At 72.3% G+C, this 24,421-nt stretch carries 20 protein-coding genes and 1 riboswitch; of the genes, 9 read left to right on the top strand and 11 right to left on the bottom strand.

The window, feature by feature from the left end:
* Positions 1-4: 4 nt before the first annotated feature.
* Positions 5-3,025 carry a cell wall-binding repeat-containing protein gene (locus DA085_RS17700; protein ID WP_109474323.1) on the bottom strand — a complete coding sequence of 1,007 codons (3,021 nt, stop codon included), beginning with the start codon at positions 3,023-3,025 and terminating at the stop codon, positions 5-7.
* 173 nt (positions 3,026-3,198) lie between these two features.
* Between DA085_RS17700 and DA085_RS17695 the strand changes: the two genes are divergently transcribed.
* On the top strand, positions 3,199-3,453 hold the full coding sequence (locus DA085_RS17695; protein WP_109474322.1) for a hypothetical protein: 255 nt from the start codon (positions 3,199-3,201) through the stop codon (positions 3,451-3,453).
* Positions 3,450-3,827 (top strand): type II toxin-antitoxin system VapC family toxin, encoded by a 378-nt coding sequence (locus DA085_RS17690; RefSeq protein ID WP_109474321.1) that lies wholly within the window; start codon positions 3,450-3,452, stop codon positions 3,825-3,827. The genes DA085_RS17695 and DA085_RS17690 overlap by 4 nt, the downstream gene beginning before the upstream one ends.
* 53 nt (positions 3,828-3,880) lie before the next feature.
* Here DA085_RS17690 and DA085_RS17685 read toward each other — a convergent pair whose 3' ends face one another.
* Positions 3,881-6,799: an ATP-binding protein gene (locus DA085_RS17685; protein ID WP_154402245.1), complete on the bottom strand. Its 2,919-nt coding sequence runs from the start codon at positions 6,797-6,799 to the stop codon at positions 3,881-3,883.
* 88 nt (positions 6,800-6,887) lie between these two features.
* Between DA085_RS17685 and DA085_RS17680 the strand changes: the two genes are divergently transcribed.
* Positions 6,888-7,961 carry a class I SAM-dependent methyltransferase gene (locus DA085_RS17680; protein ID WP_109474319.1) on the top strand — a complete coding sequence of 358 codons (1,074 nt, stop codon included), beginning with the start codon at positions 6,888-6,890 and terminating at the stop codon, positions 7,959-7,961.
* 29 nt (positions 7,962-7,990) lie between these two features.
* Here the strand turns inward: DA085_RS17680 and DA085_RS17675 are convergent, their stop codons facing one another.
* Positions 7,991-8,773, bottom strand: a complete 783-nt coding sequence (locus DA085_RS17675) for an SDR family oxidoreductase (protein ID WP_109474318.1) — start codon at positions 8,771-8,773, stop codon at positions 7,991-7,993.
* Between the two features lie 137 nt (positions 8,774-8,910).
* Between DA085_RS17675 and DA085_RS17670 the strand changes: the two genes are divergently transcribed.
* Complete coding sequence (locus tag DA085_RS17670; RefSeq protein ID WP_109474317.1) at positions 8,911-10,338, top strand: M1 family metallopeptidase; 1,428 nt, start codon at positions 8,911-8,913, stop codon at positions 10,336-10,338.
* Positions 10,339-10,356: 18 nt separating this feature from the next.
* Here DA085_RS17670 and DA085_RS17665 read toward each other — a convergent pair whose 3' ends face one another.
* The 5 genes from DA085_RS17665 to DA085_RS17650 all read right to left on the bottom strand — a co-directional run bounded on the left by DA085_RS17665 (position 10,357) and on the right by DA085_RS17650 (position 14,509).
* Entirely contained in the window at positions 10,357-10,896 is a 540-nt protein-coding gene (locus DA085_RS17665; RefSeq protein ID WP_109474316.1) for an OsmC family protein, read from the bottom strand.
* The gene (gene sfnG / locus DA085_RS17660; protein WP_109474315.1) at positions 10,896-12,053 is read right to left on the bottom strand and encodes a dimethylsulfone monooxygenase SfnG; all 1,158 of its coding nucleotides are present in this window, start codon (positions 12,051-12,053) and stop codon (positions 10,896-10,898) included. Before sfnG ends, DA085_RS17665 begins: the two co-directional genes overlap by 1 nt.
* A gap of 2 nt (positions 12,054-12,055) precedes the next feature.
* The gene (locus tag DA085_RS17655; RefSeq protein WP_109474314.1) at positions 12,056-12,622 is read right to left on the bottom strand and encodes a flavin reductase family protein; all 567 of its coding nucleotides are present in this window, start codon (positions 12,620-12,622) and stop codon (positions 12,056-12,058) included.
* A 231-nt stretch (positions 12,623-12,853) separates the two neighbouring features.
* Positions 12,854-12,979, bottom strand: coding sequence for a hypothetical protein (locus DA085_RS21890; protein WP_272914500.1), 126 nt, complete (start codon positions 12,977-12,979; stop codon positions 12,854-12,856).
* 4 nt (positions 12,980-12,983) lie between these two features.
* A riboswitch (SAM riboswitch) is annotated at positions 12,984-13,074 on the bottom strand.
* A gap of 331 nt (positions 13,075-13,405) precedes the next feature.
* On the bottom strand, positions 13,406-14,509 hold the full coding sequence (locus DA085_RS17650; protein ID WP_109474313.1) for a cation diffusion facilitator family transporter: 1,104 nt from the start codon (positions 14,507-14,509) through the stop codon (positions 13,406-13,408).
* A gap of 55 nt (positions 14,510-14,564) precedes the next feature.
* Here DA085_RS17650 and DA085_RS17645 point away from each other — a divergent pair, with 55 nt between their 5' ends.
* The gene (locus DA085_RS17645; protein ID WP_109474312.1) at positions 14,565-14,933 is read left to right on the top strand and encodes an ArsR/SmtB family transcription factor; all 369 of its coding nucleotides are present in this window, start codon (positions 14,565-14,567) and stop codon (positions 14,931-14,933) included.
* 76 nt (positions 14,934-15,009) lie between these two features.
* Here the strand turns inward: DA085_RS17645 and DA085_RS17640 are convergent, their stop codons facing one another.
* On the bottom strand, positions 15,010-15,795 hold the full coding sequence (locus tag DA085_RS17640) for an AMIN-like domain-containing (lipo)protein (RefSeq protein ID WP_109474311.1): 786 nt from the start codon (positions 15,793-15,795) through the stop codon (positions 15,010-15,012).
* Between the two features lie 145 nt (positions 15,796-15,940).
* Between DA085_RS17640 and DA085_RS17635 the strand changes: the two genes are divergently transcribed.
* The 3 genes from DA085_RS17635 to DA085_RS17625 all read left to right on the top strand — a co-directional run bounded on the left by DA085_RS17635 (position 15,941) and on the right by DA085_RS17625 (position 18,321).
* Positions 15,941-16,390 carry a hypothetical protein gene (locus tag DA085_RS17635; RefSeq protein ID WP_154402244.1) on the top strand — a complete coding sequence of 150 codons (450 nt, stop codon included), beginning with the start codon at positions 15,941-15,943 and terminating at the stop codon, positions 16,388-16,390.
* A gap of 167 nt (positions 16,391-16,557) precedes the next feature.
* Positions 16,558-17,199, top strand: a complete 642-nt coding sequence (locus DA085_RS17630; RefSeq protein WP_161958542.1) for a DedA family protein — start codon at positions 16,558-16,560, stop codon at positions 17,197-17,199.
* 120 nt (positions 17,200-17,319) lie between these two features.
* Positions 17,320-18,321 (top strand): LuxR C-terminal-related transcriptional regulator, encoded by a 1,002-nt coding sequence (locus tag DA085_RS17625; protein WP_109474308.1) that lies wholly within the window; start codon positions 17,320-17,322, stop codon positions 18,319-18,321.
* Positions 18,322-18,374: 53 nt separating this feature from the next.
* Here DA085_RS17625 and DA085_RS17620 read toward each other — a convergent pair whose 3' ends face one another.
* Complete coding sequence (locus DA085_RS17620; protein WP_109474307.1) at positions 18,375-22,148, bottom strand: S8 family peptidase; 3,774 nt, start codon at positions 22,146-22,148, stop codon at positions 18,375-18,377.
* A gap of 276 nt (positions 22,149-22,424) precedes the next feature.
* Here DA085_RS17620 and DA085_RS17615 point away from each other — a divergent pair, with 276 nt between their 5' ends.
* Positions 22,425-23,507: an MBL fold metallo-hydrolase gene (locus DA085_RS17615; protein ID WP_109474306.1), complete on the top strand. Its 1,083-nt coding sequence runs from the start codon at positions 22,425-22,427 to the stop codon at positions 23,505-23,507.
* An 18-nt stretch (positions 23,508-23,525) separates the two neighbouring features.
* On the opposite strand, the gene DA085_RS17610 is transcribed toward DA085_RS17615, so the two are convergent.
* Entirely contained in the window at positions 23,526-24,233 is a 708-nt protein-coding gene (locus DA085_RS17610; RefSeq protein ID WP_109474305.1) for an NAD(P)H-dependent oxidoreductase, read from the bottom strand.
* Between the last annotated feature and the right edge of the window lie 188 nt (positions 24,234-24,421).

Below are 24,421 nucleotides of genomic sequence, written 5' to 3'. Positions count from 1 at the left end.
GGGGTCACTCGGCGGTGAGCAGCCCCCGCAGGGTGTCCATCACCGCCTCGCCGACGGCGCCGTCGCCGCCGAGGACCCAGGCGTGCTCGGTCCCGGTCGAGGCCTCGAGCCAGCCCGTGGTGGCCGACGGCAGGGCGTCGGGGCGGGCGAGCAGCACCAGCTCACCGAGCGTGCCGCCCGGCAGGGCGTCGACCAGGTGGTCGTTCGTGCCCGAGCTGATCGCCACCGAGCTGACGTCCATGCCCTCGCCGGCGTAGTGGTCGGCGATGGCGGTCGCGGTCGTCCACCGGTCCGCACCAGACACCCGCTCAGCGTCGGGCAGCTCGGCCAGTGTCTCGTCGGAGATGGCGACGTCACCACCGATCGCCAGGGACGACTCATAGCCGTCCAGGGCCTCCGCGGTCACGTTGGGCACGTGGTCCCGCTGGACCAGCAGCACCGGCGTGCCGGTCGCGGCCGCCGGTCCGGAGACCGCGAGCGCGTCCACGAGGCGTCCGGACTCACCGGAGGACACGACGACCTCGCCCCCGGCACCGAGCTGCTCGGCAACGGCCGCGGCGGTGCCGTAGCGGTCGGATCCGGAGACCCGTTCGACCTCGATGCCCATGCCGGTCAGGGTGTCCACGACCGACGCGTTGACGGCGGAGTCACCGCCGACCACCACCACGTCGGTGACGCCTCGGTCGGTGAGGTCCTGCGCCACGACCGAGGGCAGCAGGTCCGGACGGGTCAGCAGCACGGGCGACTCCAGGTGCCGGCCCAGCGGTCCGGCGACCAGCCCGTCGACCATGCCCGCCTCGGCACCGCTGACCAGGACGGCGGTCTGGCTCTCCGGGAAGGCCTGCTGGCCGATGGCCACGGAGGTGCTGTAGCGGTCCGCGCCGCTCAACCGGTGCACCGGTGCCGCGTCCGCGGCGATGCGGACGAGCTCGACCAGCCCCGCGGCATACTCCTGGGACTCGGGGTGGGCCTCCTCGAAGGGCGGCTGGAAACCGACGCCGTCCCAGCCCTGCTCCTCCTCGTTCCACAGGTCATTGCCGACCTCGAAGTCCCAGGCGTAGATGTCGTGCTCGTAGAACAGGTGGTCACCGGAGTTGCCCGCGGCGCTGTAGAGGACGTCGACGACAGGGCCGGTGTTGGAGGGCCACGTCATCGTGCCGCGGTGCGCGCTGATGGCACCGACGATCCGCTGGGCGGCGTCCATGAACTCCTCGGCCACCTCGGGACCGGGCACGGGCAGCGGCACCCGCCCAGGCATCGCGTAGGCACCTGGGGACCACATGAAGTAGCCGCCGTAGCTGTGCACGTTGATGGCGTGGGTGATGTTGGGGAACTGCTCGGCAATGGCCACCACGTTGTTGGCCTCGGCCTCGGACAGCTCACCGGTGCCGGCGAAGGTCCCGGACAGGCACTCCAGCGAGCCGCCGACGTAGCCGTCGAAGACCGAGCCGACGGCGTAGTTGCGGTTGACGTCCACGCCCCAGCGGTCCTCGTTGGCCGGGTCGCGGTCGGTGCCCTCGCAGTGGTCGGACAGGTTCTTGCGCTGGAAGTTGTAGTCGTAGAAGGAGTAGTTGGCCCCGTCCGGGTTGACCACCGGCAGGACGAAGATCTCCACCTCCTCCAGCAGCCGCGCAGTCTCCTCGTCGGTGGCCGCGTTGGCCAGCATGCGCTCGGCGAACTCCATCGTCACCAGCGGCGTGACCCACTCGCGGGCGTGCTCCTGGCTGTAGGTGTAGACACCTGGTCGGGAGCCGTCGCGGTGCACCCCGATCCGCAGGGCACGGACGGTGCTGCCCTCCGGGCTCAGGTGCGAGGCGTCGAGACCGTCGTCCAGCACGGCCTCCTCGACGGTCGGCATCTGCTGCCCCTCCGAGCCCTCCTCGACGAACGCGCTGAACGTGTCGGGGAACTGCTCATTGAGGTATGCCGACACCTCCTCGGTGGTGCTCGTCACCAGACCGAGGGCGTCGGTGGCGAGGGAGATGGTGAGCGTACCGTCGGCGTACACGGCGCTGAGCGGGCTGTCCGCGGCACCCGGGTCGATGACCCGCACCACGGTGCCGTTCATCCCTTCCGTCCCGGGCTCGACCGACTCGACCACGATGGCGGCCGACTCCGGGTCGCCGACGTGGCTCTTGGCCGTGCGCGAGTAGCCGTGGGTCTGGTGGGGCAGCTCGATGACCTCGACGAGGTCGGGGTACTGCTGGACCAGCCGGTCCATGCGCTCGTTGACGTCGGCCGGGGTCATGTAGGAGTCGATGAAGTCCTGCTGGTAGCCGCTCGGGGTCTCCGGCGGCTCGCTGCCCGGCCAGGCCTCCGGCACGGCGGTCGCGGTGCCGCCCTCGCTGGAGGTCGCGGTCAGGCTCACGGGGACGTCGGGGACGGACTGGGGCAGGTGGAAGTGGAAGAGGTACTCGTCGGCGTCCTCGTAGCGGAACAGGGAGAAGGTGCCGGTCTCACCGGTCTCGGTCTCCCACTCGACGGTGATCTCGAGGTCGGGGTCGAGCTCCGCGGACGTGGCCACCTGGACCTGGACGAAGGTCTGCTCCCCCGACGTCCACCAGTAGGCGTGGTCGAAGGTCAGCGTGTCCTGGGGCTCGGCGCCGGCCGTCGTGCTGCTCAGTCCGACGGCGTGCTGGCGTGCGGCCGCCTCGCGGCTGGCCTCGAAGTTCCTGGTGCCCTCGCCCTCGCGCTGGATGACCTGGACCACCGTGGCGCCTTCGGCCTCGAGCGCCTCGAGCTCACGCCCGGAGAGCACCAGGTCGACCAGGACCCGGTCCCCACGGGTGTCCGGCGAGGTGGCCGGGACCGCGGCGACGTCGGCACCGTCGCGCACCAGCTGCTCCAGGGCAGCCCGGTCCGGCAGCTCGAGGCGCAGCAGGGCCCGCTCGTCGTCGGGCAGCTGGATCGCCTCCGCCTCCGCGGTGGCACCCGGTGGATCACCGTCCCCCGGTGAGGCCACGGCGAACGGGCCGGCGACCAGGAGTGCTGCGGACAGGGCGGTGGCGATGGTGCGTCGCGTCATTGCGATCCTCCGGCAGGTTGGTGCGCCGGCGTCCGGGCAAACCTGCAGGCCAGGACGGCGACGCAGTGGGATGGCCCCATCCTGTCGGCTCCACGCCGACTGGTCAAGGTTTCCCAATCAGTTCCTCCACGCAGCACTGCATGCAGGAGCATGCACGGCGCTATACTGAGCCCATGGCCACGAACCTGCAGATCCGATCGGTCGACGAGGAGATGGCGGCTGCGGCGAAGGCGGAGGCGGCCCGTCGCAGGATGAGCCTGTCCGACTACCTCAAGGAGCTGATCGCCCGCGACCTTGCCGAGCACGTGGCAAGCCGACACCGCGCAGCGCTCTACGCCGAGATCGCCGAGACCTCGCCCCGCAACGTCCGGCGTGAGGACACGGCCGGCGCCCTGGCAGAGGTTCGCCGTGAGATGGGCACCGGATGATCGTGCTCGACGCGTCGGCGTGGGTCGACATCCTGACCGGCATCATCGCGCCGCCGCCTGCCGAGGAGTCGGTGATCGTCCCTCCTCACTTCGACGCGGAGGTCGTCGGCGCCCTCAGGGCCCTGAACCAGCGCGGCGTCCTGGCCGACGAGGCCGCCGAGCGAGCCCTCGGGCAGCACCTCCGGGCGGACTTCGGTGTCGAGCGCGACGAGGCCGATGTCCACCAGGCGTGGCGGTGGCGGGACTCGCTGTCTGTGACTGACGGCTGGTACGCCGCTCTTGCCCTGCGTCGCGGGGCGACGTGGCTCACGACCGATCGACGTGCAGCCACCACAGCGAGGCGACACGGCGTCACCGTGACCGTGCCGTCCTGACCGGTCCCCCTCGTGTCGCCGAGGGCGACCGGGTCTGGCCGAGGGCGACCGGTTTAGTCGTCGAGGTCGCGCAGGACCCGCTCGGCACGGCTGAGGACCTGGGCACGGGGCGTCGCAGCGGCCAGGGTGTGGATCTGCTGCAGGACGTGCGCACCGAGGTGGTCGGAGAGCCGGCTCTCGAGCGCGGCATACCGCTCGACGTCCTCGCCGACCGGTGGCGGTGCGCCCGACGTCCCGCGGGCCGCCCCGAGGAGGAACGCGGCGTCGGACCACCGCCCTGCCCCGGCGAGCAGCTCGGCGAGCATCCGCACCAGGGTCCACACCTGGGTCCAGGCCCCGAGACGCCGCAGGTCGGCGAGCACCCGGAGGCCGAGGGCGACGGCCTCCTCGTGCCGACCACCCCGGACGAGCAGGGCGAACAGGGCGAGGCGGGACACCCGGCTCACCTGCTCGGCGCCGACCCGGTCGGCCTCCGCGGCCGCCTCGGCGAGCAGCTGTCGCGCGCGGTCGGGGTCGGTCAGCGCCTCGACCTCGCCCGCCGCATACCGGGCGAACGCGTGGGAGGCGTCGCTGCCGGAGGGTCCGGCGGCGAGCGCGATCGCGGCGTGCTCCCGCGCGCCGGCTCGGTCTCCCGCGTAGCAGGCGATCAGCGCCAGCGACGTGTTCGCCTCGCCGAGGAGCGCGGGGTCGGCGGCCAGACCGCGGAACCAGCGGGCGGAGTCGGCCAGGTCCCCTCCGTAGATCGCCGCCACGGCCAGCGAGAGGTGGGCCATGGCTGCGTGGTCGGGCTCGCGGCACATGTCCAGCGCGGCGGTGCCGAGCACCCGGGCCCGTGCGGGGTCGCCCCGCTCGGCGTGACCGAACGCGGCAGCCGCGACGCCGCCGGCCACCTCGGGTCCGGGCGCCTCGGCGCACCGCTCCCCCACCTCGATCATCAGGTCGCGCAGCTCCAGGCCGGGTGTCCAGTGCAGGCAGCGCGCGACGGCGTGGGAGATGTCCGCGGCCAGGACGAGCTGCCCGGCGTCCAGCGCGCGGCGCAGCGCACCGGTGACCTCGCTGCTGGAGGCAGAGAGCCGGGCACCCACGACGGCGCCGTCGAGCCGGGACCAGTCCTCGCGGATGCCCGTCACCAGCTCACGCACCCAGGCACCGTGGGCGGCCCCGACCTCCGCCGCGCGTCCCGACTCCCGCAGCCGGCGAGCGGCGAAGGCCCGCACCATCTCCAGCAGCCCGTACCGGGGACCGCCGGCGGTGTCGCGCCGGACGACCAGCGACGACTCGACCAGCTCGGCGAGCGCCGGTGCCGGGTCGCCGGTCCACTCCGGGAGCCGCGACACCACCTCGGCCACGTCCTCCGCGGTGAAGTCGTCGGCGAACACGGTGACGCAGTCGAGCAGGCTCTGCTGGTCCGGTGAGAGCAGCCCGTCCGACCAGGCGACCACGGCCCAGAGTCCGCCCGTCTCGCCGACGGCATCGGTCGGCAGTCGACGGAGCACCTCACCGACCCCGGACCGGGCGGTGCGCGAGGCCGCGAGCTCGAGCGCCAGCGGGAGCCCCTCGCAGCGCCGGCACAGCTCGGCGACGTCGGTGAGGTTGTCGGCGGTCACCGCGAAGGCCGGCCGCAGACGGCGGACCCGGTCCCCGAACAGCCTCACGGCGGCAGCCGACCCCTGACGACCGAGGGTCTCCGTCGGGTCCGGCACCCCGAGCGGCGCGAGGGGGAGCACCTGCTCGGAGGCCACGCCCAGCCGGCGCCGGCTCGTGGCAAGCACCCGCACGTCCCGGCAGCGGCTGGCGATGGTCGAGACCAGCGGGGTCAGCTCCTCAAGCACGTGCTCGCAGTTGTCGAGCACCAGCAGGTGGGGCACGGCGCTGAGGTACTCCACCAGGTCGCCGACGACCGGGTCGGCACCGGGGCGGGCGTCCGCCGGGTTGTCGACGCCGGTCTCCGGAGGGCCGGCCCCTGCCCCGGCCGGCCGCAGACCGAGCTCGTCCATCAGCGTCATCGTCACCCGACCCGGGAGGACCGGGGCCAGCTCCACCACGGTGACCGGCAGGCCCAGGCTCGCGTGGAGGCCACCGAGGGCCTCCGCGACCAGTCGTGACTTGCCGACCCCTCCCGGCCCGGTGACTGCCGTGACCCGGCTCGCGGAGACCGCTGCCGCCAGGTCGGCGAGCTCGTCCTCCCGGCCGATGAACGCCGTCGAGGTGTCCAGCCACTCCGGCAGCGTCTGCTCCGCCGGCCGGACCGGTGCCAGCGCGTGGCCGAGGATCCGCGACTCCAGGGCGGCGAGCTGGGGCGAGGGGTCCAGCCCGAGCTCGGCACCCAGCACCGAGCGATGCTCCCGCAGCCGCTCCAGCGCCTCCGTCTGCCGGCCGGCGTGGTAGAGCGCCCGCACCAGCAGCTCGACGGCGCGCTCCCGGAACGGCTCCTCGGCCAGCAGCTCCTCCAGGGGCGGGACGGCGGCACCGGGCTCCCCCAGCCGGACCAGCGCCGACGCGTGGGCCTCGACCGCATCCAGCCGGAGCCGGGCCAGCCGCTCACTGGCCGGCCGCGCGAAGGAGGCCTCGGCATACTCGCCGTAGGCCGTGCCCCGCCACAGGGCGAGGGCGCGCCCGAGCAGCTCCCTGACCCGTTGCGGCTCAACGGATCTGGCCTGTCGGAGGAGGTCCTCGAACTCCTCGGCGTCCACGCTGCCGCCGCTCAGCTCGTAGCCCGCCGGCCCCAGGGTGATCGTGTCGTGGCCCACCACGGCGCGCAGCCGCGAGAGGACGGTGCGCAGCGCCCGGTGCGGGTCCTGCGGAAGGTCACGGGGCCAGGCCGCCTCGATGAGGGCGTCCGCCGGGACCGGGTGACCCTGGACGAGCAGGCAGGTCAGCACCGCCCGCTGACGGCCCGGGGGAATCGTGACCGGTCGTCCGTCGACGTGGACCTCCAGCGCTCCGAGCACGCCGCATCGCAGCTCAGGCATCTCCCCCAGTGTGCCCGACACCCGCGTGAAACTCCCGTGAATCCCGGGCGGAGCACGCTGGCGGCATCCACTCGACCCAGGAGGCACCATGACCACCACGACACCGGATCTGCAGAAGGTCGGCGCGTTCGCCCAGCAGGTGGGCGCCGCGCTCGCCGGCGGGGCGACCGCCGCCATGATGGTGATCGGCGACCGGACCGGCCTGTATGCCGCACTGGCAGCAGGCGGACCCCTCACCTCCGCGCAGCTCGCCGCGCGGACAGGCACCGCCGAGCGCTATGTGCGGGAGTGGCTGGCCCAGCAGGCCGCCGTCGGTTTCGTCGGCTACGACCCGGCCGACGACACCTTCACCCTGCCGCCGGAGCACGCCGCCGTGCTGGCCTCCGACGACTCACCGGCCTCGATGATCGGGGGCGCCCCGGTGATCAGCGGCATGCACCGCCGCACCGACCAGCTGGTCGAGGCGTTCCGGCACGGCACCGGCATCCCGTGGGGTGAGCAGGACCCCACCACGTTCGAGGGAACCGAGCGGTTCTTCCGCGTCGGTTACCGCAACAGCCTGCTCAGCGAGTGGGTCCCCGCCCTGGACGGTGTCCACGACAGGCTGCAGGCGGGTGCGCGGGTGGTCGACGTCGGCTCCGGGCACGGCGCCCCGGTGCTGCTGCTCGCCGAGGCCTACCCGAACTCGCTGTTCGTGGGGTATGACGTGCACCCGGCCTCGGTCGAGACCGCGAACCGGCGGGCGGCCGACGCGGGAGTGAGTGACCGGGTGCGCTTCGAGGTCAACCACTGCCACGGCTATCCCGACCAGGACGTCGACATCATCACGTTCTTCGACACCTTCCACGACCTCGGCGACCCGGTCGGCGCGGCCGAGCACGCCCGCCACGCCCTGGCCACCGGCGGCACCCTCGTGCTGGTTGAGCCGCGCGCCGGCGACGACCTGGCCACCACGCTGGCGACGGTGCCGATGGCGGCAGTCAGCTTCGCGGCGTCGACGTTCCTGTGCACCGCCAACTCGCTCTCCCAGCCGGTCGGGCTGGCGCTGGGCTCCCAGGCGGGCGAGGCGCGGCTTCGCGATGTGCTCACCGCAGCCGGGTACTCCCGGGTCCGTCGGGTCGCCGAGAACGACTTCAACATGGTGCTCGAGGCCCGTCCCTAGCGTGGGAGCTGCACCTGGTCGGCTCGTGGCTAGCCGGGCAGGTGCATCCGGCGCGGCAGCGGTCGCGGCTGGCCGTCGAGCCACTCCTCAAAGGTCCGACCGCCCGTCTCGACCCCCGGCCCGGGGACGATCCTCCCCTCGGAGAAGCCGCGGAGAACGTCGCCCAGTGGTGGCACCCGCAGGACCCTCGGCGGTCTCCGGCCGTCGTGTCCGGCCACCAGCTCGGCGATCTGACGGACGTCGTATGCCGTGGGTCCCGCCAGATCTGTGGCGCGGGTGAAGCCGCTGGGCGCGGGGCCGCCGGCGTGGTCGGCGAGGCGCTCAGCGACCCAGTCGATGTCCACCGGCTGGACCCGCATGTCCCTGAGCGAGAAGGACAGCGGGCCGAGCCGGAACGCCGCGCCGAGGACGGCCGCCAGGGCGTGGAACTGGGTGGCCCGGACAATGGTCGTGTTGACGCCTGCCTGCGCGAGGGCGTCCTCGGAGTGGACCTTGGCCCGGTAGTACGGGTAGGAGATCCGGTCCGCCCCCACGATCGAGATCGACACGACGTGGGCGGGAGAGCCGAGGCGCCGCAGCGTCGCACCCACGTGGCGGGCACCGGCAACGTCCACGTCCTGGGGTCGGCGCATCGAGGTGGCCGCGTGGACCACCGCCTCAACCTCGGCGAGCGCACCCTCGAGCCCATCCCCCGTCCGCAGGTCCACGCCGCTGCGTCGGCTGGCAGCGACCGCGTCGTGCCCGCGCGCGACCAGTGCCCGGACCACCCGCGCCCCGAGGTCACCACGACCACCCAGCACCACAATCCGCATGTGTCCATTCTGGCCCGCCCCCGGCCCCCGGTGGCGGCGTCCGCGGCGGCCGGCTGTCGGCATACACAATGATGTGGCGCCCGCCCACGGGGAGGACTAGCGTCGATCAGGTTCCTCGAGTCGACAAGGGAGTCCTGATGAACACCTCACCCATCCGTCTCGCGCTCGGCGGCGCCACCGCCCTCGCGCTCACCCTGACCCCCGCCCTCGCCGGCGCGGCGCCCGACCGACCGGGCGAGCCGCGCTACTCCGAGGGCGCTGCGGGGGCCGGCGACCCGTACTTCCCGCTGGCCGGCAACGGCGGCATCGACGTGCTGCACTACGACCTCGACCTCACCTACCAGCTGCCCGAGCCGGAGCCCGCCCCGCTGGAGGGCCAGCTGGACGGGGTCGCCACGATCGAGCTGCGCGCCACCCAGGACCTGGACCGGTTCAACCTCGACCTGCGTGGGCTGACCGCCACCGAGGTGCTGGTGGACGGCAGGGCGATGAGCTTCGACCAGGTGGAGAACGAGCTGCGGATCAGCCCCCGCCCCAAGCTGCAGACCGGCGACGAGGTCACCGTGGAGATCACCTACGGCGGCACCACCACCCGGCCGACCGACATCGAGGGCGCCCTCTACGGCTGGGTCACGACGCGGGACGGCGCCATGGTCGTCAGCGAGCCGGACGGGTCCGCGACCTGGTTCCCGGTCAGCGACCACCCGACCGACAAGGCGAGCTACGCCTACGAGATCACCGTGCCCGAGGGGTCGGTGGCCGTGGCCAACGGCCTGCTGGAGGGCTCGGAGACCGCCGACGGATGGACGACCTGGACCTGGGACGCGCCGGACCCGATGGCGGCCTACCTGGCCACGGCCACCGTCGGTGACTTCGAGCTCAACTCCTACGTCGCGGCGAACGGCACCCCGATCATCGACGCGGTCGACCCGGCCCTGCCGCCGGCCAACTCGGCCAGCCTGGCGCTCACCAGCGACATGCTCGTGTTCTTCGAGGAGGCCTTCGGGCCCTACCCGTTCAACTCCTACGGCGCCATCGTCGACGACGACTCGGTGGGCTACGCCCTGGAGACCCAGACCCGCTCGTTCTTCAGCCGCAACGCCCGCGAGGGCACCGTCGCGCACGAGCTCGCCCACCAGTGGATGGGCGACCATGTCAGCCCGGGCCGCTGGGCCGACATCTGGCTCAACGAGGGCTGGGCGTCCTACGCCTCCTGGATGTGGAGCGAGGAGCAGGGGCGGGACACGACCCAGCAGAGCTTCGACGAGGTGATGGCGATCCCGGCCGACGACGACTTCTGGTCGGTCGTCGTGGCCGACCCGGGCCCGCTGTGCCTGTTCTGTGGCCCCATCTACGACCGCGGCGCCGCGACGCTGCACGCGCTGCGGGTCGAGATCGGTGACGACGCCTTCTTCGAGCTGGCCCAGACCTGGGTCGCCGAGTTCGGCGGCGGCACGGCCACCACGGCCGACTTCATGGCACTCGCCAAGGAGGTCTCGGGACAGGAGCTGGACGCGTTCTTCCAGGTGTGGCTCTACGAGCCGGTGAAGCCCACCACCTGGTGAGCGGCTCGCCCGCTGGCGTCAGGCGCGGCGCACCGTGAGCGGCGGTGGGTCCTGCAGGGTCCGGGCCACCACGCAGTAGCGCTCGGTCAGCTCCAGCAGGCGCGCCACCTTGTCCTCGTCGGCGTCGGTGTCGACGTCGAAGACCAGCTCGACCCCGGTCAGTCCCACCGGGGCCTCGCGGTCCACACCGAGGGTGCCGCGCGCGTCCCACGTGCCGTTCGCGGTGACCGTGGCCGACCGCAGCCGGACGCCCAGCGCCGTCGCGACCGATGACAGGGTGACACCGGCACAGGCGACGAGGGCCTGCAGCACGATGTCCGCCGAGCAGGCCTGGCTGCCGTCGCCGCCGGCGGCGGGGTGCAACCCGGCGGCGACGTCACCGGCCCAGGTCGGCACGGTGGCGGTCAGGCCTGCCTGGTCGACCTGCGCGGTCGCAATGCTGGTGATGAGGGCGGACCCAGGATCCTGCTTGTAGCCGGTCTTGATCGGCCGCTGCCGCTCCCGCAGGGCGGCGGCGGCAGCCGTCACGTCAAGTCCCACCTGTGCGGCTTCCGTCATCAGGCCACCTCCTCCTCGGGCGCACCGTCGGTGCCAGCCGGCACCCCGGCATACGCCAGGTCGTTCGGCACCAGGCCCGCCTCGCGCTCGAGCTCACGCACCAGCGGGATCACCTCGGTCCCGAACCGCTCGACGTCCGCATGCACGTGCAGGAAGCCGAGCAGCAGCAGGTCGACGCCGACCCGCTTGTAGTCCACGATACGGCGGGCGACCTGCTCGGGGGTGCCGATCAGACCGGTGCGGAAGCCGTCGTTGTACTGCACCAGGTCCCTGAACTCGCTGTCGGCCCACATGCCCTTCCGGTCGGCGGTCGCTGCGCCGGCCTGCTTGACCGCGTTGCCGAAGTCGTTGACCTTGTCGGCGTCGGCCTTGGCGATGATCTCCTCGACGACCTCCCGGGCCTCGGCCTCGGTGTCGCGCACGACGGCGAAGCCGTTGAGCCCGAACCGGACCCGCCGGCGGTGTGCGGCCGCCTGGGCGCCCACATCCTGGATCTGCTCGGCGGCGCCCTCGAGGGTGTTCCCGTTCATGAAGTACCAGTCCGAGAGGCGGCCCGCCATCGCCCGGGCGGACGTGGAGTTGCCGCCCTGGAACACCTCCGGCTGCAGCCTCGGCTGCGGCCGGAAGGTCACGTCGCGGGTGCGGTAGAAGTCGCCACGATAGGTGAACCCGTCCTCGGTCCACAGCCCGCGCAGCACCTCGATGAACTCCTCCGCGCGGCGGTAGCGCTCCTCGTGGTCCAGCCAGGGCAGGCCGAGGTCGGTGTACTCGCGCTTGAACCAGCCGGAGACCACGTTGAGCGCGAACCTGTTGCCGTGCAGCTCCTGCGCGGTGGCGCCGAGCTTGGCCAGGATGGCCGGCGGCCACTGGCCGGGGTGGACCGCGGCGATGACCTTGAGCCGCTCGGTCGCCGCGAGCAGCCCGAGGGAGAAGGAGACCGACTCGTGCTGCGCGTCGGCGCCGTAGGAGGCCAGGTAGCGCACCTGTGTCAGGGCGTAGTCGAAGCCGACGCGCTCAGCCGTCTGCGCGACATCCCGGTTGTAGTCCGGTGTGTGGTTCGTCCGCTGCTCGATGGTGGAGACCACCAGGCCTCCGGAGACGTTCGGGACCCAGTAGGCGAAGGACAGGTCCTCGGTGGCGGTGTCGTGGGTCGTCATGGTCAGGCTCCTGGGGTGGTGGGCTGGGTGGCGGTGGGGTGGGTCGGCGCGGCGGCCGGGGCGCCGAGCGCGCCGTAGGCGCCGGCGTGGTGGACCAGTGGTCGACGGTCCGTGGTGGTGGCGTGCTCGACGCGGGCGATGGCCAGGAAGCTGTCGCCGGCGTCGACCAGGTCGTGGATGCGGGTGATCAGGCGGGAGGCGACGCCCCGCACCGCGGGCAGGCCGTGGTCGTCGTAGGCCCACGCCCCGTCGTCGGCGAACCGCCGGCTCCGGTCGCGGGCGAACCGCTGGGCGACCGGCTCCTGGTCGTCGGCGAGCAGGTGCAGCGCGGCGCGGCCGCTCTGGGCGATGGTGACCAGCGAGGAGCTGTCCTTGGAGATGTTGAAGGACAGCAGCGGCGGGCTGAGCGACACCGAGACGACCGAGATCGCGGTGAAGCCGACCGGCCCCCGCTCCCCCGAGCCGGTGACGACCCAGGTGCTGGAGGCGGCGCGGCCGAAGGCGTGGCGCAGGTCGACCGTCGCGCTCTCGGGTGGGACGGCGGGACGGGTGATCGGTTGGGCAGACATGGTTCTCCTGTGGGCGTGGTCCGGCGTGGGCACGGACGGCAGTGGCGTATGACGTGGGGCTCGCAGGGGCAGCGGGTGCCCCTGCGCGGGGCCCGGTTCGGGCGATCGTCGGACGGCTGTGGGCCGGGCGCGGCGGTCAGCCGGTGCGGCAGTCACCGGGGTACGGCGGTCAGCCGTGCGCGGCGCGCTGTGCGCAGAACGGGATACTGCGCGATGGGCGGCGGGCAGCGCTCAGTGACGACAGGCGCTGACCGCCCGGCGCATCAGGTCGACCGTGCGCCGGAGGTGCGGGATGTGCGCGGTGCCGACCGTAGCGACATTGCGCGGCTCACTGGGGTGCGTGGTGCGCTCCTGCACGATGCCTCCATCGATCCTGGCGTGAGCACCTGTCCCGGGCGGGATGGTTGCTGCGGCGTCTTCGAGCCAGATCTCTCGGCCGCTCTGGATGGGTGGCGCAAGACAACCACAGGATCTTCGAGAATGTCAAGACCAGCGCCCCACCCACCGAAGGATCCGCCACCGTCAGGGCACGGAACGGCTGTGACACGGGGACGTGACACTGGTGCGCCACGCCAGACCAATGAGTCGACTGGTGCAGCCCAACAGGACCAGTGAGTCGACTGGTGCGCCGGAGCAGACCAATGAGTCGGCTGGTGCACGTCAGCGCACCGATGTCACGTCTCCCGACTGTGGGGCTGGCGTCGTCAAAGGAGGCGGAACAGAACCGCCCCACCCGGGCGGTTGGCACGCCGTCGGCTGGACGACGTGACCGTGTCCGGGACGTCAGTCCAGGGCAGCGTGCGCCGCCGGGATCCCGGCGGGGTTGACGTGCACGGTGGCCCGGTCCAGGTGCGGGACGCTCTGCACGAGGGTGTGGTGCACCAGGTGAGCGATCGCGTGCCCCTCCTGCAGGCTCAGGTCGGGATGCACGCTGATGTCCAGGTCGGTCTCGAGGCGGTGCCCGATCCAGCGCGCCCGGCACCGGTCGACCGCGACGACACCCGCGACGCCACCTGCGGCGCCTTCGATGAGGTCCAGCGTCCCGTCATCGACACCGTCCATCAGCCGGCGGATCACGGTCCGCATCGAGGAGACCAGCACGGCGAGGATGACCGCGGCGATGACCAGTCCGATGATCGCGTCCAGCTGCGGCATGCCCGCCCAGGCACCGGCGACACCGATCACCACAGCCAAGGACGTGAGGGCGTCGGTGCGCGCGTGCTGCCCCTCGGCGATCAGCGCGGCCGACCCGATGCGGCGACCAGCACGGATGCGATAGATCGCCACGGCCTCGTTGCCGAGTGCCCCGACCAATGCGGCCGCCAGGACCCACCCGAGGTGGGTCAGCTCGCGCGGGTTGCTCAGCGCCCGCACCGACTCCCAGATGATGAGCGCCGCGGAGGCGGCAATGACCAGCCCGATGAACAGGCCGACCAGGTCCTCGGCCCGTTTGAAGCCGTAGCTGTAGCGGCGTGTGGGAGCACGCCGGCCCAGCCGGAAGGCGATGATCAGCGGGATCGTGGTGGCCAGGTGCCCCAGGTTGTGGACGGTGTCGGCCAGGAGAGCGATCGAACCGCTCAGGGCGACGATGACGATCTGCATGACGGCGGTCGCGCCCATCCCGGCGAGGCTGAACCACGCCGCGCGGATGCCCTCGCGGCTGGCCTCGTCGGCGGTCTGGATGGCCTCGGTGTGGTCGTGGCTGTGCGGCGTCAGTGCGTGCCGGACCCGGGCCCACAGGCCACCACCGTGGTCGTGGTCGTGGTCGTGGTCGTGGTCGCCCTCGTGGTCATGCCCGTGACCATGGTCGCCCTCGTGGTCGTGATGGGAACCATGAACGTGCGGATCGACGTCGTGATCGTGGCCCTGGCTACCGAACTGCGTCATGCTGACATCTTCGCACATGCGAAGGTGACGATCACACGTGGCTATTCTTGGTCACATGACCGCGACTCCCCCTCTGCACACGCCCAGGGTGTCCACCGTGCACGAGGTCTCGGAGCCCACCGGCGACCAGGTCGCTGCCGCCGTGAGGTCCTTCGGCCTCCTCGCCGACGCCACCCGGGTCCGCATCCTGTGGGCCCTCCGGGACGGCAGCGCGGACGTCGGCACCCTTGCCGAGGTGGCCGGGTGCCGCCCCGCCACGGCGAGCCAGCACCTGTCCAAGCTGCGCCTGGGCGGGCTCGTCGAGGGCACGCGCGACGGCCGTCGCGTGCTCTACGAGCTGCGTGGTGCGCACGTGCGCAACTTCCTCAACGAGGCACTCTTCCACGCCGACCACCAGGTCACCGGCGAGCCGGTCCACGACTAACGCGCACATGTGAGCGCGACGCCACCCACCTGCATACCGTGACGACCCGTCCTCCGCGCGCAGGGCGGGGCGCCACTCAGCCAGCGTGCTGGACGTCGATGACCAACCGTTCCGGGCCGCTGAGCCGGAACACCCGGAACGGCGCCTCTGTCTCGGTCCCGACGAAGACCTGGACCTGACCCTCGAAGGGCGGCCCGCGCAGGACCTCGGTGACGGCGAGCAGCTCACCCCCGTCGACAACCACCACCCCGTCGTCGTAGGCCGGGTCGCCGGGCTCCGGATAGGCCATCCCCTGGGCTGTCACACCCAGGACCGCCGCACCCGCCAGGTCGACAGGGAAGCCGCTGCCGTCCAGCGCCGGGTCGGGGACGTACTGCACGTTCCAGCCGACCTCACCCGTCCCGGACAGGTCGAGCACGACGCGGTCGAAGCCGTCCTGCAGACCGACCCGCACGTCGTCGACCAGGAGCGCTGCCGGGCCGGCAGCGTCCTGGGCACGCACCTCCGTGGGGGCAGCGAAGGCCGGCAGGGCGTCCGGGGCGCCCTCACTGCCGGCCTCGCCGGGCGGTTCCTCCGTCGTGCTCGGCGCCTCCGCCGGAGCGGTCCCGGCCGTCCCCGAGCCCTCCCCGGTGCCGGACGTCCCGGTGCCGGTCTCCCCGCCCGGGTCCGCGGAGGTGGGCTCGTCGTCGGTCGCTGTGCCCGTGGCCGCCGGCGGTGTGGCCGTGGGATCGGACTCATCAGCGTCACCGGTGCCGCTCGCCCCGTCCTCGGTCGGCACCGTGGGCCCGACGCTGAGCGACGGGTCGTCCTCGATCTGGGTGCCGCAGGCAGCAAGAGCCAGGACCGTGGCGAAGACCGCCACAGCCTCGGCTCCTCGATGAGCACCGGCCATACCTCAGAGTAACCCCGGCGAGCGTCCAGGACCCGGATCACAGCGAAGGTGCTGGTCAGGCCGCCCCTGTGGACAGATTCTGCGCGCGATCGCCCGCTCCGGCCAGCATCGGCGCATGAGCGATGACACGAGATTCGACGGTGGGATGAGGGCCCAGATGCCCTCGCTGCACGACCCCGATGTGGCGAACGACGTCCTGGACGCGTTTCTGGACCCGGACGACCGGATAGGCGGTGGCCTGGCGTTCCTGTTCTGTGACGACGACGGCCGGCTGCTGCAGCCCATGCTGGTCAGTGACGTGCCCGAGCGGGCGACGGACCGGCAGCGATGGACGGCGATGCGGTGGGCCACCGGCCTGTGCGAGATGGCTGGTGACGAGCACAACGGCCCCCTCAGCCTGATCGTTGCCATCGTCCGGGAGACCGGGCCGGTGCGCGACGACGACCGGGCCTGGCACCAGGTGGCCCTCGACGCGTGCGCCGAGGTGGGGGTGCCGCTCATCGCGGTGCACGTGGTGACGCTGGAGGGGGCCCTCGTCCTGCCGACCGCGAGCCGCGCCGCCTGACCTCCGGGACGGCCCTGTCAGGACGTCTGACCTGAGCATGCGCGACCCGACCTCAGGGTCGGTTGAGGGTCCGCCCAGGGTGACACCCGATACCGGCGCCCGCCGTCAGCAGGCAGCGTGGGGCGTGCGCTTCGGACCGGGGCGCGACACGACCCTGGGAGCGACCCGTGCCGGACGTCATCGACACCCTCAACACCGTCCTCCTCGATGCTGCGGCCCAGCCGTGGGTCCCCCTGGCGCTCCTGCTGTTCTGCGCTGTCGACGGGATCTTCCCGCCGGTCCCGAGCGAGTCGCTCGTCATCGGGCTGGCGGCGGTCAGCGCCGCGACCGGCGCACCGAACGTCTGGCTGGTGCTGCTCGCCGGAGCCGCCGGTGCAGCGCTCGGTGACCTCACGGCATACCTGATCGGTCGTCGCGTCGGGACCCAGAGGTTCCGCTGGCTGCGCAGGCCGCGGACGGCAGCCCTCCTCGAGCGGACCGGGCGCACGCTGGAACGGCGCCGGGCCCTGTTCCTCATCAGCGGCCGCTTCGTGCCGGTGGTGCGGGTCCTCATCAACCTGACCGCGGGGGCCTCGGGCCTGCCGCTGCGCCACTACCTGCCCCTCAACCTGACGGCGGCCGCGGTGTGGTCCTCGTTCGGCGTCGGGGTGGGGCTGGTCGGCGGCACCTGGATGCACGACAACCCGCTGCTGGGTCTGACGCTCGCGATCGGACTGGGAGTGGCGCTCGGCGCGCTGGTGGACCGGCTGGTGCGGCACCACGCGATGGAGCCCGAGCAGGAGTATGCCGAGGAGCCGGCCGCGGGATGACCGGCCGGAACCCTGACCTGCCGTCCGGCGCAAAGGGGTGGGGTGCCGCGCCGGGTCGCGTCATGATGGGCAGATGCTTCTCCCCGCGGTGAGCCGGCGCGGCCCCAGCCGGCACCTGTCATGAGCCTGCGCGCGGCCGGCCTCGACCCCTCCGACGAGGAGCTCTACCGGCTCCTGGTCCGGGCGGTGGAGACCGACCTGGTCCACCTGGCCGAGCTGGCCGACCGCCCCGTGCAGGACACGGAGGCGACCGTGCTCAGGCTGCGCGACCAGGGCCTGGCCACCGTCGTCGAGAGCGACCCGCTCCGCATCGCTGCGGCACCACCCGATGTGGCCTTCGCTCCCCTGCTCCTGCGCGGCCGCCAGGCCCTGACGGAGGCCACACTGGCGGTCACCGAGCTCGCCGAGGAGCACCGCGCCAACGCGCGGCGCCGCGACGCCGGCCAGCTGGTCGAGGTCGTCCACGGCGCGGCCGGCATCCGGCAGGCGCTGCGCACGGTGCAGCTGTCCACCCGCGAGGAGATGCTTTGGTTCTGCAAGGCAGGTCACGTCGCCATGGCCTCTGGGGAGAACGACGAGGAGTACGTGGGCCTCGCCCGCGGGGTGCGCTACCGCGTGATCTACGAGCAGGCGATGCTGGACGACCCGACGATGCTGGTCAACGTGGCGCGCGGCGTCCGAGCCGGCGAGGAGGCCCGCGCCGCGCCGAACCTCCCGGTCCGGCTGGCCATCGCCGACCGGAGCCTCGCGCTGTGCCCGCTCATCACGAACCGCGAGGGGCACGACGAGCCGACGGCGGCCCTCGTCCGTGACTCCAACCTGCTCACGGCGTTGATCGCCCTGTTCGACGTGTACTGGTCGGACGCCTCGCCGCTCCACGTGGCCGGCCTGGGTGACCGCGTCACGGTGACGTCACCGCCCTCTGCCCTCGGCCCCGAGGAGCTGGAGCTGCTGTCCCTGCTCGTCGCGGGCGTGACCGACAAGGCGATCGCCACCCGGCTCGGTGTCAGTCTGCGGACCGTGCAGCGCCGGATCAGCGAGCTGATGGCGCTGGCCGGTGCCGAGACCCGTATGCAGCTCGCTTGGCAGGTCGCGCAACGCGGCTGGCTCACACAGGACTGAGCGGGCGTCGCGGTGGGGCGAGGGCCCCACCGCGACGACCTGTCCCGTCCGGGTCAGCGGCCGCCGACGCCGTAGGCGCCGATCACCGTCTGCTCCACCGTGTTGCCGTGCGCGTCCGCGGCCTCGACGCGCAGCGACACCGGTCCCTCCGTCCGCGGGTGCTTCACCTGGGCCGTGAACTCACCCTTGCCCAGCGATCGCAGGCCGAGCTCCTGCCAGGTGACCCCGCTGTCATACGAGGTCCAGGCGCTCACCTGCTTGACCGGTCCGGCCTCCGCGGCACCCGAGGGGTGGGTGACCGTGAAGCCGAGCGTGGACTGGCTCCCGGCCGCGACCGTGTTGCGCAGACCCACCGGGACCTCGTAGTCGACCCGCAGCAGCGGCAGCACCGACTGCTCCTCCGGGCGCTGCGAGTGGAAGGTCCAGGAGGTGTCGGTCCTGGTGGAGAACTCCCACTCGCTGTCCGACTCCCGCGCGACCGTGAGGTCCAGCTGGTAGTCGGCCTCGGCCGAGGTGGCCCGGTAGTCGCCCCAGGCCTGCGTGCCCTCGGCGATGACCTGCCCGTCCTCGCGCAGGGTCATCGACGTCTCGCGGGCCGAGGCCCGGCCGTGCAGCTGCCCCTCCTGGAGACCGATCTCCGGAATGCGCAGGGACAGGGTGTCGCCGGAGCGCACCGGCTCAAGGCCGTCGGCGATGACCGGCCGCACCACGGAGCCGAACCAGTCGTAGGTGAGCTTCTCGCCGGGCTCGTAGGCCTGCAGCGGCGCGATGGCGCCGCCCTGGATCGGGTTCATGGTGTCCCAGCTGAAGAAGTGCAGCACGTGTTGGCGCCAGAGCGTGTCACCGCCGGAGACGGTCTCGGTGCGCGACTGCGGCGTGTGCAGCTCCTGCTGGCTCTCCACGGAGGTGGTGCGCTGCCACGGCCGCCACGCGAAGCGCTGCTCCTTGGCCCACTCCTGGCCGCCCATCTCGTGGTAGTTGGCGCTGATGGTGGCGCTGTTCCTCGGCGTGACGGTGTGCACGACCTCCTCCGGGACGCGGCCCTGGGAGACCTGCATGACGTCGTAGGTGTAGGGCACGTCGGGGTTGCCGCTGAACTTCATCTCCAGCTTGCCCTGCCCCAGCCGCTCGAGCACCGCGTCACCGTCCGCCGGCCGCAGGACGACCACCGGGATCTCCAGCCGGTCGCCCCGGCCGGTGTACTTGGTCCAGCGCTGGTACTCAGGGGCGACCATCACGGCGGCGGCTCCCGCCGCCACGGCCGCGTCGACGTCCTCATGGTCGTAACCGGCCGGTCGGACCACCGCCACCTTGCCGGTGACGTCGACCCCCGCATAGTCCTCCGGGGTGCCCTCGCCGACGAACACCAGCTCCAGCGGTCGCTGGGACTCCAGGACCGGCGAAGAGCGCTCGTAGAGCGGGAGGACCTGCAGCTCGGGGTTGCCCGTGGAGGTGCCCACCACCGGGGGTGCCGCCAGCTGCCAGCGCGAGGTGAACTCGAAGACGCCGCCGTTGGCCTCCTCGGTCGGCGTGACCCACACCGACTGGGTCGCGTCAAACTCCATGGTCAGGTTCGCCAGGGAGCGCCCGAAGAACTCGCGGTAGGTGTTGAAGCCCAGGGTCCCCCGGGTCACCGCCTGCTGCGGGGTCCTGATCTGGACCCGGGTCGTCTCCCGGGCGTCCAGCACGACCTCCATGTCGCCGGTGACCTCGAGGTCGGGGTCGGTGACCACGATGCTGGCGTCCTGACCCTCGAACTCGTCGTTCATCATCGCGTGCAGGAAGTAGTCACCCTCACCGAGCGTGACGGTCACCTCGTTGCCATCGGGGATCCAGGTCACGGTGTCGAACCGGGGGTCCTCGCCGAACAGCGCCAGGGGCGTCACGAAGGACGACTCGCCGTCGAAGCCGACACCACGGAAGGTGACCTCGTGGGTCGGCGCCACCTTGATGACGGCCAGGGTCGTGTGGACCGTGGTGTCCCCCGAGGTCGCGTGGAGCTGTCCGGTGTACTGGCCACGCTCGAGTGCGCCGGGGTTCACGGTCACGGTGACCGAGGCGGTCCCGCCCGCCGGGACACTGACCGTCTCCGCCGACAGGCTCAGGCCCTCGGGTGACGGCTCGTCGCCACCGCGGGTGCTGACGTCCAGGTCGAGGGTGAGCTCGACCGGCTCCGCTCCGGTGTTGGTGTAGGTCACCTCACGCGTCACCGGTTCGGTGGCGCCGTCCTCGAAGGTGCCCAGGTGCACGCTGCCGGTGCCGGTCACGGACTGCGTGATGGCCCGGGTCAGGTCGACCCTGCCGCCACCCTGCTCGTATGCCGTGAGCGCGCCGGGGAGCGCGGTGCTCACCAGGGCGTCCTTGAGCTGCTCGCCGTCCCAGTCCGGGTGCTGCTGCGCCAGCAGCGCGGCGGCACCTGCGACGTGCGGCGCGGCCATCGAGGTCCCGCTGGCGGAGGTGTAGAGGTCGTCGACCGGCGAGCCCATGCTCGTGCCCGACGCGCGGGCGGCCACGATGTCGACGCCGGGGGCGGTCAGGTCGGGCTTGACCGCCAGGTCACCGATGCGCGGACCGCGGCTGGAGAAGTCGGCCAGGGACTCGTCGCGGTCGACGGCTCCCACCGTCAGGGCCGCGTCGGCGCTCCCCGGCGACCCGATGGTTGACGCGCCCGGACCGTCGTTGCCGGCGGAGATGACGAACAGGGTGTCGGTCTCGGCCGACAGCGTGTTGACCGCCTGGCTCAGCGGGTCGGTGCCGTCCGTCACGCCGCCGCCCAGGCTCATGTTGACGACGTCCGCGTCGGCCGCGACCGCCCACTCCATGCCGGCGATGACGCTGGAGTCCGAGCCGTAGCCGTCGTCACCGAGCACCTTGCCCGAGATGAGCGTCGCCCCTGGGGCGACGCCCGCGCGGGTTCCCGCCGAGCCGGCCCCGCTGCCACCGACGGTGGCGGCGACGTGCGTGCCGTGGCCGAAGTGGTCCATGACGTTGCCGCTGCCGGAGAAGTCCTGCTCCTGCACGACCCGGCCCGCGAGGTCCGGGTGCTGGGAGTCGACGCCGGTGTCCAGCACCGCGACGGTGATCCCGGTGCCGTCGAAGCCGGCGTCCCAGGCGGTCGGGGCGCCGATCTGGGCGACGCTGCGGTCGAGGCTGGCGCGCACCGGCGCGTCCAGCCACACCTTCTCCACCGGCAGGTCGTAGTCGGGTGCCTCGGAACGGACGCCTGCGGCCTCGATCTCGCTCTGGGAGAGACCGGTGATGCTGCGCCAGAAGCTGCCGGCTTCGGCCTTGTCCACCCCGAGGGCGCGGGCGTCGATGCTCTCCAGGGCCACACCGGGCTCGACACCCTCCAGGGTGGTGAGGGCGGAGGCGCTGCGCAGGCCCGCTGCGTGCGTGGTGATGAGTGGAACGTGGTCCGTGGAGGCGTCGTCCAGCCCGGCCTCGAGGAGGCCGTCGATGTTGAACAGGGCCTTGTCGAGCAGGCCGTCGGCGACATAGGGCAGCGCGTCGAGCGGCAGCACGTGCAGCTGGCCGTCGATCTCGAGCTGGTGGAACTCGACGCCCTCGCGCCCCTCACCGGGTTCGAACCTCAGGGAACGTCGTCCCTCCTCGTGCTCCGTGAGGTGCACGGTGTCGCCGGTCACCAGCGTCACCGAGGTCTCGGGTCCGGACCCGGCCGCGTCGTCCGCGGTGGGGGCCGTGGCGGGCGGGAGGGTCGGCGGCGTGGCCGCCTGGGTGGGGCCGCCGAGTCCGGTGGCGACCAGGGCGAGGGCGGCGACACCGCCCAGGGTCGGCCGCAGCGGTGGGGCCGTTGTCTTCTTGCGCATGGTGTGGATCCTTGGTGCTCCGGCGGGCACGTGGCTGTCCCCGCTCCGCTACGAAGTCTGTGGGGATACTGGGTGGTAGGTCACGGGTTCCTGGTGCCGGGTCTGCGTCATGTCGCAGTCACGACAAACCGAGGCGCCCCGCACACGGGGACGGGTCACGCGGAGATGGAGGGCCACGCGATCCCGCGTCCGGCTGACGTGCGGATCCCGCGTCCGACGGAAGGGACGATCCCGGCACGGTGCCGGCGTGATCGGCGTGACTGACATGATCGAGCGGTGACCACGCCCGACCAGACCACCTCGACCGCCCGCGCCGTCTCCCCCGACTCCGGCACGCACTGGACCGAGGAGGGCGCCTGGCCCGTCGCGCCGGGCATCCACCGGATCCCGCTGCCGCTCCCCCAGGACGGTCTGCGATCGGTCAACGTCTACGCCATCGAGACGGACAAGGGTCTGACCCTCATCGACGGCGGCTGGGCGATCGAGGCCTCCCGCCAGGTGCTGGACCGCTCGCTGGCCGGGATCGGCTTCAGCGTGCGTGACATCCAGTCGTTCCTGGTGACGCACGTCCACCGGGACCACTACACCCAGGCGGTGGTGCTCGGGCGCGAGGTCGGCTCACACGTCAGTCTCGGCCTGCCGGAGAAACCCTCTCTGGACCGGCTGCGCAACGCCGTCCCGGGTGAGAGCCACCACACACCGGTGCTGGTCCGCGCGGGCGCGACCGACATCGCTGAGCAGTGGGCGGCGGCTCACGCCGACCACGAGATCGACCCTTCGTTGTGGAGCTACCCCGATGCGTGGTTGGACGGCGATCACCAGATCACGGTGGGTCGACGCGCCCTCGACGCCGTGTCCACGCCGGGACACACGCAGGGCCACTACGTCTTCGCCGACCAGGGTGCGGGCCTGCTCTTCGCCGGCGACCACGTGCTCCCCACCATCACGCCCTCCATCGGCTTCGAGGGGTCCAACCCGGTCCAGCCGCTCGGTGACTTCATGGCCTCGCTGACCAAGGTGCGCGGGTTGCCCGACCTGCGCGTCCTGCCGGCGCACGGACCGGTCGGGATGTCCTCCCACGAGCGGGTCGACCAGCTGCTCGACCACCACGAGCACCGGCTCGCCCTGTGCCTGGAGGCGTTCAGCGGTGGCGAGCGCACGGCCCACGACGTCGCCCGCACACTTCCGTGGACGCGCCACGAGCGGGCCTTCGACTCCCTCGACCTGTTCAACTCCGCCCTGGCGACGATGGAGACCCGGGTGCACCTGCTGCTGCTTGTCGCCCGGGGGCGGCTCACGATGAGCGAGAGGGGCGGGCACGAGGTCTACCGGCTGGCAGGGGACGACGCGCGTCCCTGACGGTCCTCCGTCGGGCGGTCAGTCGTGACAGGTCTCCAGGTGAGCGTCCAGCCCGCGGTGCTGCGGCGCGACGTGCGGGAGCAACCGGATGGAGTGGTCGTAGTCGTCCTCGGTGAGCGGCCGGTAGGGGATCCGCTGCTCGGTCATGACCCCCCTGAGTCGGGTGCGGAGGTCGTCCGCCAGCTGCTCCATCCGTTCGGCGTCGACATCTCGGGCGAGCGTCACCAGGTGGGGCGTCAGCGCGTCCATGCCGGTGTACCAGTACGTGCCGTGCAGCAACGGCCACAGCACGTCCTCGATGCTGCCGCTGATGCCGCGTGGTGCGAGCGAGCCGGGCCGGTCTCCCGCCGTGACGATGGTCAGCGCGCGTTTGCCCCGCAGCCCGCCGTCGCCATACTTCCGCGGGCGACCCGTCGCCGGATCGATGACGTCGTAGGCGAACCCGGCCTCGAAGACCCGGTCCACCCATCCCTTGAGGATCGCGGGCATGCCGTACCACCAGAGCGGGAACTGCAGGACGAGCAGGTCGGCGGCGCGCACCTTGTCCTGCTCGGCACGTACGTCGGCCCCGCCCTCACAGACCAGACGGGGGTCGAACCCGTCCCGGTAGAGGTCTGACTCCTCGACCTGCCACCCCGCCTCGCGCAACGCGGCCACACCGGCATCGCGGAGCTGCCCGTTCAGGGACGTCGCCTCGGGGTGCCCGAGGACCCAGAGCGCTCGCATCGTGGTGTTCCCTTCCGACGTGAGGTGCTCCTGTGACCAACATCGGGGACGCGAGCTTCCTTCCCGGAAGCAGAGGTTCGGCGCCTTGCTCATCTGGCACCCCTCTGTGTCAAGAGGCTGCTGGAAGCGGGGTCGTAGGGTAGGTGGTGCGGGTCCGGGAAGTGGCTTGTCCGAAGAGCTGGTGTCGG

This window comes from Ornithinimicrobium cavernae (genome assembly GCF_003121625.1).
Classification (GTDB): domain Bacteria; phylum Actinomycetota; class Actinomycetes; order Actinomycetales; family Dermatophilaceae; genus Ornithinicoccus; species Ornithinicoccus cavernae.
This window is presented reverse-complemented; position numbering and strand designations above follow the sequence as displayed.